The following is a 16,270-nucleotide window of genomic DNA, read 5'->3' on the forward strand; positions in this document are numbered from 1 at the left end:
AGAGTTGGCGGCTGTAGCCGTTTACTAGCTCTTGTTGTATGAATTATAAAGAAAGTCCTGTGCGGGAGTGGTCTTGCATGGGCTTCTTTTATATGACCTAATATAGAGTCGGAAAATAATTATTCGCTTTTGATTGGAAATTTTTTAAACCGGATGCACATCAATTTACTATAAGAAGATAAGGAAGATAAAAATGAAAAAATTATTAGTAATGTTTGCATTTCTCTTCTCCCTATATGGTTTCACACTCCAAACCCAAGCAGAGGAATGGATTGTTCAAACAGCGAAGCCGGAAAAGCTAGCCCATCTTCAAATAAATGCATTGCACGGGACACCCTATTATTTAGTGGAAACGTCATTAGCTGAAGCAGAATTAGCAGCAATTGATGGTGTGATCCGTATAGAGAAAAATGAACAGATTGTGTTACCGGATGAGCAAAGTTCACATTTGTTTCAAACTTTTACTATTCGAAAATTCGAGATGCCTGTATTTCCATATGGTGGACGGCAAGTTAAAATCGCTGTGTTGGATACTGGTATTAACATAACCGATCCGCAATTGGCACCTTATTTAGAACCAGGGCTTTCTTTTGTAGCTAATGAAACCGTACAAGATAGAAATGGTCATGGGACAATGGTAACCCATATTATTACCGAAGCGGCACCAAAAAACTTGCGTGTTTTTCCTATTAAAGTTATGAATCATGCAGGAGAATCTTCTATATCAACTGTCATTAAAGGGCTTTATGCCGCCAAAGATGCAGGAGTGTCGATTGTTAATTTAAGTTTTGGGGCAGGGGTTAGCAGTGAAGCTTTACATAACTCGATCAAGGATTTATCTTCGCATGGAATAACCATTGTGGCTGCCGCTGGAAATTCAGGTGGAGAAGGTGCTTTTTATCCAGCGCGGTACGAGGAAGTGATTGGCGTTGGTTCGCATGATGAAGTTCAACAAATCGCAAGCTTCTCTCAAACAGGGGCAGGGGTAGATGTTTATGTCATTGGTACGAACATGAAAACGCGTGATTTAAATGGCGATGTAGTATATAAAAAGGGGACAAGTTTATCTGCCGCATATATGACAAAACAGTTTGCCTATTATGAAACCTTACAGTTACAGACGAAGCCAATTTGGAAGCAGTGGTTAGGGTATTTTTTAGACGACCGTAAAATTTATTCGGTTGAAGACATGAATATTGCTGTTTTAAATCAGTTAGATGAACATTATGAGCAATGGCCGGCTGTCATAAAACAAAATAAGCAACCAGTAGCGATTGAATTTTCTCAAGAAATCGACAGTACATCTATCCAATTAGGCGCCATTTTCGCAATTGTAGAGGAACAGCTATTTCCGCTAGAAGTAGCTATCGAGAAAAATAAACTACTGATTACTCCAGTAAACTCTTGGAAAACGGGTGTTCAAATTTATTTGACGACAAATGTAAATAGTATGCAACAACAGTATTTACAACAAGCTGTAAAATTTGAAATTGTAAATTAATGTACCGTTGAACAATTGACTTTGATTCATAAAAATACATGGAGTGAATTAGAATCTAAAAGGTCATAAGTGAGAGAAATCTTGCTTATGGCTTCTTTTTCTATGTTCACTTGATAATTTAATGAACCGAGTACATAAACTAGATAAGGGTTTTTTCTAATAAAACCCCACACCGTCAGCAAGTAATCTGATAGCCAATCGAGTGACTTCTGTAGTTTTAAATCAATAAACTGATTTTCCCGCCAATAAATAAAAGAAAAATGGCTCCTACAAATTTCAATTTTGCAAGGGCCATTTTGGACAGTGAAGTAATATACTGCTATTATTATTCGATATTGATTTTAACTTCTTGATCGGGATACTGCTTCTCTAAAAATAACATATAGTTAAATAGAAAAGTACCACGTTCTTGCTCAGAAACTTCTTTATTAAACGTAATGTTCGCAGTGACTTCTTCTTTTGACTCATCAATTTTTATATCATTCACGACTTTATCTTCCTGAGCGGTTTCGATGATATTTTGTACAACTTCTTCAGCTTTTTCTGGTGTAATAACTGTTTCTGTTGTTTTCTCTTCAGCTTGAGAATTCGTAGAAGGTTGTTCTTCGCCGGCAGTAGTGTTTTCCTTAGTTGTTTCTTCAATTGTATCTTCTTGCTCATTTACGTCAGGTGCTTGTGTAACAGATTCTGTTTCTTCAGAAGCTTTGTTTTCCGAGCAGCCAAATAATAACAGCGCACTGCAAACTGCAAGCATATATACTATTTTTTTCATTAAATCACTCCATGTACAAGTATTGAAAAATATTATAACATAAATGAAAAGAAAAGAGGTGGGTGCAATGGAATGGGAGAAGGAAACTATTGTAGAAATATATCGTACAACAATTGATTACCTATTACTTCCTGAAACATCTGTGAAACCTTGCGAATCAAAGTTTAAGTCTATTGAGATAACGAAATTAGTCGAAACTGCAGGAACAATTGCGCAAGATCAGCCCTTGCCAATTTTAGTCCACCTTTCATCTGAAAACTCAAATGAAACTAAGATCATTTGGAGCTCGGAAGGTGATGGAAAGCGGGAATATCATATCTGGCCCGCTAAATTTAATGTGCCCAAAAATAAAGCTTGGAAAATAACATTCGCTCTTCCTTATGACCCGCGAATGGATGGTCAAAATAATATTTATGTTCTGGACAGTATGGGTAATGAATTGGCTCAATCCTTTTACTATAGTGGGGATGAGCGTACAACAACGCTAACAATAAAACCGGATTTGGATTATATTCCGGGCGAATCCTATACACTTTATATTAAAAATATATTAGGTGGAAACGGTGAGGTACTCGGGCGATTTACAAAAATGGACTTTACAGTAAAGTTAGGAACAAAAAGTTGAATAAGTATTTAAAACAATTGTAAGACTACTGAAATCATTACTTTAGGATGATTTTTAGTCTAATAAATTTGCTACAGGTATTAAAAGGTAAATTGTATGAGCTTTATAAATTACGTTTAAGATGCAGTAAAATAAAAAGAGGGTTAGCCTGTTGTTGGCTAACCCTCTTTTCGATACATATTATTCTATGCTTAAAACTTTAAACTCTTTTTGGCTATTCTCCACTTATACTGGAAACCAGCTTTCGTTCGGAGCCTACACCGCACGTGCGACTTTCACCGCATACGGCGTGCCATCAGTAAAACTATTTATTTCCCCAAACATAAGTATAACATCAGTCGAAATCTTTGAGAATCAATTTAACTTAAAATTTTTCAGCAACTGAAATCTATTTTCTTATCTGTGCCAAAGGAACTAATATTGAATTGTTGAGTATTAAGATGATGCTAAGTGCTTTTAAGAAAGATTAAATAGGACAGAAATTTGAAACTAGCCTCATGACATAACAAAAAAAGCCGAATAACTCATTAATCTTCCGGTAAGTATTTGTATCCTTTGAAAATAATATATAATCTTTTGTACCTGTTAAATGAAATACATAAATTCAGAACTGTAATATTCCACCTATTAATAGGATATATGATTCATTTTGTTTGTTGACCCATTAATTGGAATTAAGTAAAATCAAAATGTAACTATATGGAATTTGAAAAGGGGAGAATTTATGAGGAATCACGTATTGAAAATCATTATTGCTTTTGGAATCATATTTTTTATTGTTCCTGAAGTTGAAACACATGCCTATTCCAATCCAATCACATTTTATTTTGAAGATGTAGATGAAGATCAGAATGAAATTGCAGGGGAAATCGTTTACTATCAAGATGCTGAATTTTACTTTTTAAATAAGGAAAATGAAAAAGTAGGGGAAATCCCAGTAGAAAAAAGCACTAATAACAGATCGTTTATCCCGACGAATACTAAATTGCCAGTTGGAGCGTTGAGAATTGGCGCATTTGGTGTACGAGAGTTCGATCGAGATATACTGTATGGTGTTGCTCCAATTTTTGATGGGGCTTGGCATTCTTTTGTAGGAGATGTCACTTTTTATGATACAGATCTCTCTAAAGGGGGATATGGTGGTTATATTGAATGGACAGGTCCTGAATATAAAGGAAATTTACATGGCTATGAAATTACGGTTCGGCAAGGCGATCAGAAAAGGGATGAAACTCTTGCAATAGTTCCTGTAAATGAGGGGACAACTTATCGCTATGAGCTTCCATCAAATACTAAAATTGACGATTTTAAAAGCGCAGTTATATATGGACGTAATGAAATTGGGGATCCTACCCCAGCAGGAATGGGCTTTACAATGCTTGACCGCTATGAAATAAATCTTTTATCTAAAGGGATAGCGGATTTAGGTGAACGTATAAATGTTACTGTTTACAATAGTCCCCAATCATCTAAGTATAACTCGGTTTTCCTAAGTACTTATTCAGATGAGGGTAGACAAAATACTCAATATAGCAGTTTGGTCGCAATTTTGGATGAAAATGAAAATGTAATCAGTTTTGTAGGCGAATTGAATGAAATGAACTTTTTTTATAAGTTTCCAAAGGATTTTCCATTCCCGGCAACTTCAAAATATATAGGAGTTTACTGGAAGTCACATGCCACGGGAGAAATTATAGGTAAATCAATTAAAAAATTACCAGATGATTTAGTATCACCACCTGGCAACGTTGAACCCATTTCTAAGCCCTTACAAAGCAGTCAAGTTACCATTCGACCTGCAGGCATACATCAATATTTTGTAGAGGTAACAAATTTACCACAAGATAGTGAACTAAAGGTATATGGCGATCAAAAAAATTTATTACACAGCGCTATAATTACTGCAGAATCTTACACGAAGTTATTGAAAGTAAACGATAGCCAAATAAATCAGTTACAATTTAGTATTGTAGAAAAAGGGAGTCTAGAAAGTAATCCACTATCTGTAGCGATTAATTCATCAAAGTGGATTTATTTAGAAGAAGAAATTAATATTCCTACAAATAAAGAATGGGTAATCAAATTTAATGAAAGTGTTAACCTGCAAGATTTAACAAATGAAAAAATTTATATATTGGATTCTAACGGAGAAAAAGTTCCGGTTCATATTTCAGGTAATATAGATTATACGAATCTTACATTACAGTTGAAAAAGCCATTTGAAAACGGTCACACCTACTATATTTATGTGGAAGACAGTGTAAGGAATCAATCGAATCAAGCATTAGGACATGGGTACATTAAGAAGTTTATCATCCAGCCGTAATATGGTCATTGCTTCTCACAATTACTTATAAAATCTCAGCCTCTAAGGTGACACTTAGAGGTTTTTGTTTGTCCTGGAAATCCGATCTATACTTATGTAAATAGTACCATGCATAAATTTCCCTCAAAAAATGCAGTGTAACCTTCTATGTACAGCAATATCTCCTTAAGAATTCTAATATTTGGTATAATCCAGACGATATAAAGGTCATAACTTGAAGTTCTGTTGTCTCTCACGCAAATATCAACTATTGAAAAGATTATACATATTATAGTAGGAATCTACAACGATGTGAAGATGATAGGAGCTTCGAAATACTTATTTAAAGTGATAAAAATGATATTGGAGGAAAAACAATGCAAAAATTTATGAAAATCGTTGTAGCCTTTTTGTTAGTGCTTTCATTAGGATTGCCTAGCGTTACGACGAGTTCATCGGCTGCGGAGCAATGGACAGCATACCCATCAAATACGACAGGAGATATACATAAATCCTGGAAAGTGACGTTTTCAGATGTTGTAAATAGTAGCACCGTTTCACCTCAAAATGTTTACGTGAAAAAAGAAAATGGTGAACCGGTGGACGTAACAGCCACAGTTAATGGTGCGACGATTACCGTTACACCAAAAGCACCTTATACGGTAGGAGAAACATATACACTTTATTTACATTCTTCTATCCAATCCGTAAATGAACGAGCACTGCCAAATACAACGTTCCAATTTACAGTATTAAGTGCGCTTGAAATCGCAAATTCGGTGGCACTGGAAGCTAAAAATACAGCCGAAGCGATTAAAACAGGACAACCTGTATTTGCCAATCCTTTTGCAGGAACAAAGGATGAACTAACAAGAGCGAATGCATTTGTTGTGGATTTAGAAAAAGCAATCAGAGCGGCACATGAAAAAGTCGAAGCGGCACAAGCATTGATTAACACAGCGAAAGCAACAGGAGTCACTGTGACAGAGCTTGCAGGAGCAAACACTAATATTAATGCTGCTAAAAAAGCGATCGCTGATGCAGAGAAGGCAGTTGCTACAGCAAAACAAGCGATTGATACAGCATCAATTACAGCGCAATTAGCAGTAGCGGCCGTTACTGTGCAAACGTCTTCAAAAGTGGACGTGACTTTAGCGACAGCACCTGCTTACGAATTAACAAAAGCAGATTCGGACAAATTTAGAGTAACTATGGACGGCACAATACTTGCTGTAACGGATGTTGTAAAATCACAAACGGACAACAAAAGCTATACACTTTCGATTGGAACACCATCACTATCATATCCGCTAACTGGAAAACAAGGCGTTTTATCGGTGAATAATACAAAAGCGGTAATTCCGAACTCTGAATTCGGCTATGACTTCAAAGCACCTACTCTTGTAAAAGTAGATGCACTCGACAGCCGCCATGTAAAAGTGACATTTTCTGAAAATATGGGGCAGCCTGAAGTAGCAAGCTATCAAATTTATAAAGCAACAACACCAAATAGCATAAATACAGTTACCATTGCTGTTTTAAGTGCTGATAAAAAGTCGGTCACACTGACACTTAATGGAGATAGTGCATTAGTAGAGGGTAACTATACATTAAAAGTGACAGGACCAGTGCTAGATACAGCGGGCAACAGCTTAAACGAAAATACAATGGTTAATTTCCCGGTAGCGACAAATCAGTTATCAGATAAAACAAGACCATCATTAACAGCAGCAGACTATGATGTGAGAACAGGTATATTGAATGTAACTTTTGATGAAGAAGTGAAGATTCTAAATATCGCATCATTCTCGCTTGGAGGCGAACGACTATCATCAAACTCAACATCCATTGCTAATAATGATGGAATAAAGCATCAGATTAAGGTAGACAATAAATCAGCAGTAGATAAAATACTAACAAACCCGTTAAAATTAACAATTGCATCAGAGGCAGTGGAAGATATTGCAGCAAATCGGAACTTACTAGCAAGCTATGACTTAACGGTAGCGATTCCGCCAAATGCAAAAGAAGCAAGTTACAGTGAATACACAAAACTACTACGTGTAACATTTGATCAAGTGATTGACATGACAAATGTAGATACAACCAAATTCACTGTTAACGTAAATGGGAAGAGTCATCAATTAACAGGCGGTACAGTGCAAGTAACGAAAAATTTCCCTATAGTAGACATCGAGCTAGCAAAAGAGGATAGCCAAGAAATCGAGAAGCTTGCAGGAGAATCTGAAACAGGCAAGCTGACAATAGCTGCAGGGGCTGTAGAGAATACTGAAAACCCGGCAGTTATGAACTTAGGACCAACTGATATTCCACTCACATATATTAAAGATACAGGAAAACCGAGAGTAGAAAAGGTCACAGTGACCACTGTTGAAAATCGTAATAACGATATGATTGAAATAGAATTTACCAATCCAATGGAAGAAAGCACAGCAAAAAATTTGGCGAACTATGTTTTTAAGCATGGTGACCCAAGTAAATCCATTCCATTAACATCTGAAAATGCAACGGTTCAGATAACTGCCGATTTGAAAAAAGTAACGATTAAATTAAAAGGAATCGATTTACCAACAAATACCGATTATTCATTGCAAGTCAGCAATATTATGGATTCAACAGGTAAAAGGCTCGACCCGGAATTAAGAACAGGTAAGATTGTAGGGGATCTGATCAATCCAACTATCGCATCTGTAACAGGTAGTGCAAGTGATACAGAAGATATCGTAGCTATATATTTCTCGGAAGCCGTGACAAAAGAGTCCGCTGAAAAGTTGGATAACTATAAGATTAATAGTCCAGCAGAAAAGCCAATACAACGTACAGGGCTACCCCCAACTTTAACGTATTCAGAAACAGAGACTGAATTTAAAGTAGAAATACGTTATGCGAAATCTGCACCAACACGAATACTGGAGTCTGGCGGTAAAGTAGAAGTTACGGCAATAAATATTGCTGATTTAGCAGGGAATCAAATGACTGAACATAATCAATCCGGGGACGTATTAGATAAAGTTGCTCCAACGATCACTAAAGTTCAAGGAAGAACAGTTCAAAGCGATTTAGATGAAATTATCGTGACGTTCTCTGAAAATGTTAATAAGGCAATGGCAGAAAACCCTGCGAACTATAAGCTTGAAGTAGCAGGAGCAAACGTACCTTTAGATAAACTTAAAGCCGTTGAAGATGTAAAATACAGCACAACTACATTCACAACTACTTTATATTTAGACACAAGTGATAAAGTGAACGGTCATGATGCTGATGATTATGCATTGAAAAACGGCCAAGCACTAGCAGTTACAGTGATGAATATAGAAGATGAAGAAGGAAATATAATTGTAGCTCCTAATAATATCGGGAAAGGTTCTGTGGAAGGATATATTGAAGGTAATACTCCAAAGGATAATGACAAAGTACCGGCAAAAATAGTTCAAGAAAGTATAAAAGTGAAAAATGCACATACAATTCAACTTAGCTGGGATGAAGAAGTAGATGAGGCAAAACTTCTTGCATCTGACTTTGTACTAAATAAGGATGGATCTCCTTATCAAATTACAGCAGTTAAGCTAGATGAAACAAAGAAACTAGTTGAACTAACAGTAGGGGAATCTATTACATTTAACGAAACTAAATTAAAATTGTCGACAAAAGGGAATCCAAATCTTACAGACCTTGCGGGTAATATTGTTGCAAGTTTCAATGATTTGGCAGTAAAAGAATTAGGAACTACTGAAATGTATTCTTTAAAAGGAGCGAGTGAAAAAGTTGCACCTTCAAAATTCATTTCAATCGGCGATAATCAACAAATTTCGGATTTATTTAAACTAACGGCGGGCGTTACGAGTAATGGTGAAGGCTTTATAGTGGATACGGTTTCTTTTGATGTCACAACGACAGCTCCTGTATTGAATAAGTTACAGTTAATGTGGAGTACCGATAACATAGTGGGAAATGACGCAGCGGTTTCCATGCCCAAAACTAATATCGCAGGAGGTAGCATAACTTTCGAAGGTATTAATAAAGAAATCGCTAGTGGGAAAAGTGGTTATTTCTATATTTTAGGGAATGTTTCTAGGTTAGGGACAGTCACAATAGAATTGTCTGATGCAACTGCCACATCAGCACAAACAAGCTTTAAGGTTGAAAGTCCATCCTTTAAGAAAGTTCCGGGTGCAGAAATTGTAATTGATATAAGTGAACCAAAATTAGAATTTTTAAAGTCTGAGAGTAATAAAAAGGTTGAAGTAAGAGTAGTTGATGACTCTCCATTAGCTTATTCACCTACTAAAGGCCAACTAAAATCCACTGCGAACTATAAGGATTCATTTGAAATTGTTGATGCAATGGGGACTAAGATTAATAGTACAGTCATTCAATCAGCATATTATGAAAGTGACCAGCAAACAATTACGATTACAACAAGCAATGGTTTACCAACAAATCAATTTATTCGCCTTAAAGCTGGGGAGTTTACTGATTTGGCAGGAAACGCTGTAGCAACGACATTAGTTGCACAAGGAAATGGTTTAAACGAAGTTTTCGTAAATCCATATGAACTGACGAATCCAGATGCATATGAGGGGAATTTTGTACAAAACGCAACAGGTACAGGCCCGATTACTTACGGTCCGTCGGCTGGTACGAAAGAGATGAATGGTACTGATAAAACAGTTACTGTAACAGGAAATGCATCAGGTATAATTACGCTAAACAATTTAGACATTAAAGGTAACTTAGTGATTGATACACCAAATGCGTCTGTTATTGTTGGTAGCAATGTAAAAGTTGCGGGAACAGTGACAGTTCGAAATGTTTCTTCAGCGGGAGTTGTTAACAATGGAGAAATAAACCATATTACTATTGAGAAATCAAACATACGATTTATCAATAATAAGATAACGGAAAATCTTACTGTACAAGCTTCCCAATTAAAAGTGGGAGGTACTGTACTAATTCCAGTAGTAAATATTGAAATTCCAGCAACAGTTGAATTAGAGAACAATGCAAAGGTTACTAACCTAAAAGTAAATAGCAATTCAACTATTAAAATTGGCGTAGGGGCAGTCGTAAATGAGTTGAAGGTAGCTGGAAATTCGACAGTCAACATTACAAATAGTGGTACAGTCGAAAAAATAACTGGCGATGGTATTGCTTTTGTTGAGGGAAAAGATCCGGTAGTTTATGAGGCTTCTATTCATCAAAAAACAGCACTTGAAGCTATCAAACTCGCTAATAATGCAGATACGCTTGAAGAAGTGTTAAATAAATATAAGTCTTCAACAGCATTAAATCTTAACTTAGAGGGATATAAGCAATTTGATATTAAGTATCAAAAAGAAATTCATAAATTATTATATAACTCAAGGAATGACTATAAGAATGTTATAGATGTCCAAACAGTATTTAACAATGCTGTAATAGATCAAAAACAACAGTTTGAGGTTGATGAAGTGGCGAGGAATATAGCAAATACATTAAATGTCACAACAAACGGAAAACCAACATTCCCGATTTTACCATCAGCCGATTATGAAATCAGTATAGCTGACCCGATCATTAGTCCAGTTTATGATCAAAATGGGGTAGGTCAAAAAGTAGGAACAGCAACAGTTACGTTTACGGTTATGCATAAAACTACGAAAAAGACGGCTAAAACAGGTAATGTTACCGTAACTGTATCTGCCTCCGATACAGGCATAGTAGCTAATTTTGAAGTGATTCAACAAGGGGCAAATGCAAAATTGGCGGTAGCACCATCGCCTGTACAATTGGCAGGGTTAACATTTACTGCACCTCCAGGAGAAGAACTGAACGGTTACAAGTTTGTATTAGGGGCAGTCAAAGATGGTACGACACCAACAGCAACGGTAGATACAAATACTAAAATAGTGACCATTTCAGGTGATTTTAGTAAAGATGACGGCGAAGCCAACTATTCAACAGCATCTGAGATTCAAAAAGTAATTCAAAGTGAAGCAGGATTGAGCGGTGTAAATGTTTCAGGAACAGCAGTAGCAGCTGATACGGGTATGGAGTCGGCTCCATTCTCTAACGGAACAGCACAACAAAATGCTGAGCATGAAATTTTCACAATTACTGTAAAAGCAAAAGATGGTATTGCATCAGAATCGGGTAAAGTTAAATTTACAGTAGGTGGAATTGGTTATGAGATAGTTGTTACTGAAAACATGACAGTAGAGGAAATTGCCAATACGCTAAACTCTTTATTGTTTAATGTACCTGACTACGATACTTCAGTATCAGCTAATGTAGTTACACTTACAGCAAGAAATGCAGGTGACATGCAAGATTTAAAAGGTTCGATTTTAAATCAGTAACATTATTTTGTTAAAAACAAAAATAAAGCTTAAAGCCCTGCACAAGACTTTCTTATGCAGGGCTTTTCTTTTCCAAATTTTATCCTCAATATTAAAAAAAATTATCCGATACTATGTAAAGAGGAATATCGTTAAATAGTAGCGAGGTTGTATAAATAGATATTGAAAGAACTGGAGGAAATACACATGCAACAATTAAAGAATATTTCCAGACTATCATTACTGCTTCTCATAATGGTAGCGGGAATTCTTACGTTTAGCAGTACTACACAGGCTGCAAATTTCAAACCTTATGAATACACTTTTGTTGAGGATGAAACAGCTTCAAAGAATTTTCATGGAATCCGTGGAGTAAAGCAGTTAAACATTACGTTTGATCAGCCGATTCCTGTCACGGATGTCTCACTTGGTGATATTTCGGTAGTAGCCACTACAGAAACTAAGGGGGCGACCCCGACTTCTGTTCCTATGCCGATTGTAGAGAAACCTGTTATTTCTGGAAATACAGTATCAGTCAGCTTTAAAAATCTGGATTACATAGATTATACAGATGCAACAAAAAGCTATAAATTAGTAATAAAATCAAGTGCAGGCCTTTATGTAGGACAAGCCGAAGATTTAGAGCTGCCATTTGCGATTCATGATATATTGCCTGGTTTTAAATCGGTCTTTTTAGATTTACCGGCTTCGGAAATCGAGTCGAAGGTGTTTATTAACAATGCCCCTCGTGATATTTTTGTTCATATTCCAAAATACTATTTAAATAAAATTGAAACAATCCACCGTTATAAAGGAGTTGTTCCAACACAAGAAGCGGCTGCTTTAACAAATATTGATATATTGACAGACCCTGCTATCACAAGATTGAAAGTAAATTGGAATGGGTCTCCACTTCGAGATTTAGAACCACACCCAAGCGTTAAAGGGTTTACATTAGGGTATGCAAATGACCCAACAATTGATCTTGAAAATATCGGAGAATTCTCCTTGAGAGCCTATGATCATTATGGACGGATTTTAGATTCATCCAACTTTAAAATCAACTTCCCGCATGATGAATATTTAGCGAATACAAATATAAAAGTTAGTGATTATATTACGAAAAAGGCAAGTGATTTTGGGAAAACTTATACATTATATGATTTAATGAGTAAACCAAAAATCTTTGAGAATATTTTAACAAGCTTATCCGTAGAAGATTTAAATAAATTAGGTGTTACGTATGCAAATCAATTACGGACTGTTGCGGTAAATAATATTGAGCAATTACAACTCGCGATACAAAATCCGCAAATTACAACAATCAATCTTACTGAGAATATTGATTTATCAGATCTTGCAGACGGATTAATGATTAATCGCGATGTTACAATTAACGGCAATAAAGACGAAAATGCAAATTACCAACTTATTGGTGATGTCACATTAGGCGATGGTTCAAAAAATTTAAGAATCAACTTAAATAATTTAGACATTACCGGAACATTAACAATTAGTACCGGGGAAGGAAATGTCATTGCTACAAACGTGAAGGTTGATGGTACAGACGGTGTAACAAGTGCTTCTGTAATTATTATAAGTGGCGGAATTAATTCGATTCATTTTATTAACTTTGAAGCAATCAACGGAATTTACTTTGCTAACTTAAAACCGGTTCGTCTTGTAGTATCGAATTCAGAAGAGCAAAGTAAATTAAATGCAACGCTGGCTAGTGACCAGCAAGTTACATTAGAAGGTACTTATGGAACGGTTACTGCACAACATGCAAATGCACAATTAAAAGTGAACGGCAATATTTCGATTGATAAATGGGTTGTTAATCCAGGTATGCAGTTAACAGTGGAATACCCAGTTACAGCAATCTTACCTCCAGAAATTTCAGGTATTATTTATAAACCTGTAGAAACTGAAGAAGATGAAGAAAAGGAAATTGTCATTAATTTAGGAAAAGCAACGGCAGTTGAAGGAATTTTAGGTGTATGGGGAAATGCAGGTAAGGAAGTAATTTTCCCTAGAGAAAATGAAGTGATATCTGAAATTACTGCATGGGAAGTTTCTAATAAAAATGCATTTGGAATGAATTCAGAAGTAAAGTTAACAGGCACAATATTAACTATTTTAAACTTAAACATTTTTGAGTTAACAGAGAAAGAAATTATCTTATTGGCTGATTATAATGGGAAAAAGTATCAAGTTACTGTTCCAGTGAAAGTAACGATTGAATAATAGAGGAGGTTAATAGCTTGGTTATCAAAAATAAAGGGATTTATCTCATGCTAATCTTAATGCTTGCCCTCTCTTCTCTTCTGCCGTTTAATCAAACGGCAGAAGCTTATGGTGTTATTAATCATGAGAATGTAGTTGATGTAGGAAAAAGTCATTTTATTGTATTAAAAGAGGATAGTACAGTATGGGGCTGGGGTGATCATACTTATGGTCAATTGGGTGCAAACGGCAATACCACGAATTCTCCAATCCCAATTCAAAAAGAAGATGGCAATCGTTTGTCAAATATAAAAGCAATTGCAGCCGGCAGCAACCATACTGTAGCACTTGATGAAGCTGGTAAGGTATGGACATGGGGAAGCAATGATTATGGTCAATTAGGACATTCAGTAGGAGTTTTAATGAATAGCAACCCGACTCCAGTTACTGAATTAACAACAAACATTATTGCAATTGCAGCTGGCGACCATCATACATTAGCGGTTGATGCAAATGGCCAGGTATGGGCATGGGGCCGGGATAATTTTGGACAAATTAGTAATGGAAATATTACTTCAACAACTCCCAATATAGTATCTGGCATTAATGATATTGTTACTGTTGCAGCAGGTGCCAATCACTCGATTGCGTTAAAGAGGGACGGAACTGTTTGGACATGGGGACGTAATACAGTAGGGCAGCTGGGAAATGGTGAAACAACAAACATCAATACAGTACCAAGCGTAGTACCAGGGCTTAGTAATATTGTAGATATTGACGCGGGGGAAAATCATACGATCGCCTTAAAGCAAGATAGTACCAGTGTTTACGCATGGGGATCAAATGCTTATGGCCAACTTGGAGATGGAGGACGCGAAGATAAATTATATCCGATTCAAGTAGAGGGTATGAATAAAGTTAAAATGATCGCTGCCGGAGATAATCACACGATTACATTAAAAGAAGATGGCACTGTCTGGACATGGGGTAAAAATACGTCAGGTACAGCTTCCAGTCGTACAACTCCTATCCAAGTCAAAGGTTTAAACAGCGCAGCAGCTATTGGTGGTGGCGGTAATAGTGACAGCTACATTTTAGCGGTGAAAGATGACGGAACAGTGTGGCAATGGGATCGTGCTTCTTCTGACCCAACAACGAAACTGCCAATCTTCAAGCAAGTAGCAGGTATTGATGAAGTGATGAAGCGTAGCGAATTTCCATTTGTTCAAGGGAGTCAGGTATTATTCCGTTACATAGGGGTTAACTCTACATCAAGTGTCGAAGTTTTCGGTAACTTCAACGACTGGGACTCGATTCCATTAGTGAATAAAGGAAGTAATGTATGGGAGCTCCAGGTGACATTGCAACCTGGGGAATATATATACGGCTTTAAAGTAGATGGTGTTTGGACGGTCGATCCCCTTAATCCGAATAAAACTATCGACATGAATGATGGTAGTCCATATAGTGTAGTAAAAGTAGCACCTTATGCAGTAGAAGGTCCCATTATTTCGAATAAAGAAGTGACATTTACGTATAGCAGCTATGATTTTAATCGACAGCTTGAACTAACGGCACAAACGAAGTATGTAGCGGTTATTGGGGACTTTACTCAATGGCGAGAAGTGCCTTTAACTAAACAGGCAAACAATGTGTGGACATTAAAGCAAACGCTTGAGCCAGGGGATCATGCGTATTCCTTTGTTGTGAGTGATGCAAGTACTGGTCCAAATCGCGTGGAACGAAATGATCCGTTAAATAATAATATCGGAACGAATGCGGTAACAGATATTCCACGTAATCGCTTTTATGTATCTGAAGATGTACTGAGTACGGTGCCTGTAACTGGAATTACGCTTAACAAAGGGCCAAAATTGAATTTAATCGTAGGGGAAACGACAACATTAAATGCGACAGTCTTACCTACGAATGCGACAAATAAAAATGTCTCTTGGAGCTCCAGTGACCGAAGTGTAGTAAGTGTCAATGAAGCTGGTAGATTGACAGCCCATACAGCCGGAACAGCCGTCATTGCAGTTAGCACGGTTGATGGGGGGAAACTTGCATTAGTTACGGTAACAGTGGAACAGAAAGATGATGCAATTTCTTATCCAAAAGTAGGCTATAAAAACATGGGTGACCGACGAGATGTGAACCCAACGAAAACTTGGTATATTCACTTTAACCAACCATTAGACTTAACTACGATTAATCAACAAACAGCTTATATTATGAATGAATCTGGCATTAAAATACCGCTCGGTTATCAATTATCGAATAATGAGCAAACTCTTGAAATCCGTCTACAAAATGGAGATACGTTTGAAAAAGGGGCCAATTACTATTTATTCATTGAAAGAGAAGCGAAAACAAAATACGGTTTGCCACTAGCAGAGCCGGTACAAATGAAATTTACGATTGAGTTATAAACGAAGAAAGGATTCGGAGATGTTTTCCGAATCCTTTTTTGCTACTAGAAAGGGGGAGCAAATTGCCTCCCCTT

General features: G+C 36.6%; 7 protein-coding genes. 6 read left to right on the top strand and 1 reads right to left on the bottom strand.

The genetic code is table 11. The features are described from left to right. The first annotated feature begins 193 nt into the window (after positions 1-193). Entirely contained in the window at positions 194-1,501 is a 1,308-nt protein-coding gene (locus tag MKZ25_RS03150; RefSeq protein ID WP_340800100.1) for a S8 family peptidase, read from the top strand. A gap of 325 nt (positions 1,502-1,826) precedes the next feature. Here the strand turns inward: MKZ25_RS03150 and MKZ25_RS03155 are convergent, their stop codons facing one another. Next, positions 1,827-2,273, bottom strand: a complete 447-nt coding sequence (locus tag MKZ25_RS03155) for a hypothetical protein (RefSeq protein ID WP_340800101.1) — start codon at positions 2,271-2,273, stop codon at positions 1,827-1,829. Positions 2,274-2,340: 67 nt separating this feature from the next. Between MKZ25_RS03155 and MKZ25_RS03160 the strand changes: the two genes are divergently transcribed. The 5 genes from MKZ25_RS03160 to MKZ25_RS03180 all read left to right on the top strand — a co-directional run bounded on the left by MKZ25_RS03160 (position 2,341) and on the right by MKZ25_RS03180 (position 16,196). Beyond that, positions 2,341-2,898 carry a hypothetical protein gene (locus MKZ25_RS03160; protein WP_340800102.1) on the top strand — a complete coding sequence of 186 codons (558 nt, stop codon included), beginning with the start codon at positions 2,341-2,343 and terminating at the stop codon, positions 2,896-2,898. Positions 2,899-3,637: 739 nt separating this feature from the next. Next, positions 3,638-5,224, top strand: a complete 1,587-nt coding sequence (locus MKZ25_RS03165; protein ID WP_340800103.1) for an Ig-like domain-containing protein — start codon at positions 3,638-3,640, stop codon at positions 5,222-5,224. 356 nt (positions 5,225-5,580) lie between these two features. Beyond that, positions 5,581-11,562, top strand: coding sequence for an Ig-like domain-containing protein (locus tag MKZ25_RS03170; RefSeq protein ID WP_340800104.1), 5,982 nt, complete (start codon positions 5,581-5,583; stop codon positions 11,560-11,562). A 186-nt stretch (positions 11,563-11,748) separates the two neighbouring features. After that, positions 11,749-13,788, top strand: a complete 2,040-nt coding sequence (locus MKZ25_RS03175; RefSeq protein WP_340800105.1) for a pectate lyase-like adhesive domain-containing protein — start codon at positions 11,749-11,751, stop codon at positions 13,786-13,788. A 17-nt stretch (positions 13,789-13,805) separates the two neighbouring features. Beyond that, a complete protein-coding gene (locus MKZ25_RS03180; protein WP_340800106.1) occupies positions 13,806-16,196 on the top strand; it encodes an RCC1 domain-containing protein in 2,391 nt (796 codons plus the stop codon). The last annotated feature ends 74 nt before the right edge of the window (positions 16,197-16,270 follow it).

The organism is Solibacillus sp. FSL W7-1464 (assembly GCF_038004425.1).
GTDB lineage: Bacteria > Bacillota > Bacilli > Bacillales_A > Planococcaceae > Solibacillus.

Excerpts from the sequence above, each read along its gene's own strand:
- MKZ25_RS03175 (WP_340800105.1), top strand. The coding sequence starts at position 11,749 with ATGCAACAATTAAAGAATATTTCCAGACTATCATTACTGCTTCTCATA.
- MKZ25_RS03160 (WP_340800102.1), top strand. The coding sequence starts at position 2,341 with ATGGAATGGGAGAAGGAAACTATTGTAGAAATATATCGTACAACAATT.
- MKZ25_RS03150 (WP_340800100.1), top strand. The coding sequence starts at position 194 with ATGAAAAAATTATTAGTAATGTTTGCATTTCTCTTCTCCCTATATGGT.
- MKZ25_RS03170 (WP_340800104.1), top strand. The coding sequence starts at position 5,581 with ATGCAAAAATTTATGAAAATCGTTGTAGCCTTTTTGTTAGTGCTTTCA.
- MKZ25_RS03155 (WP_340800101.1), bottom strand. The coding sequence starts at position 2,273 with ATGAAAAAAATAGTATATATGCTTGCAGTTTGCAGTGCGCTGTTATTA.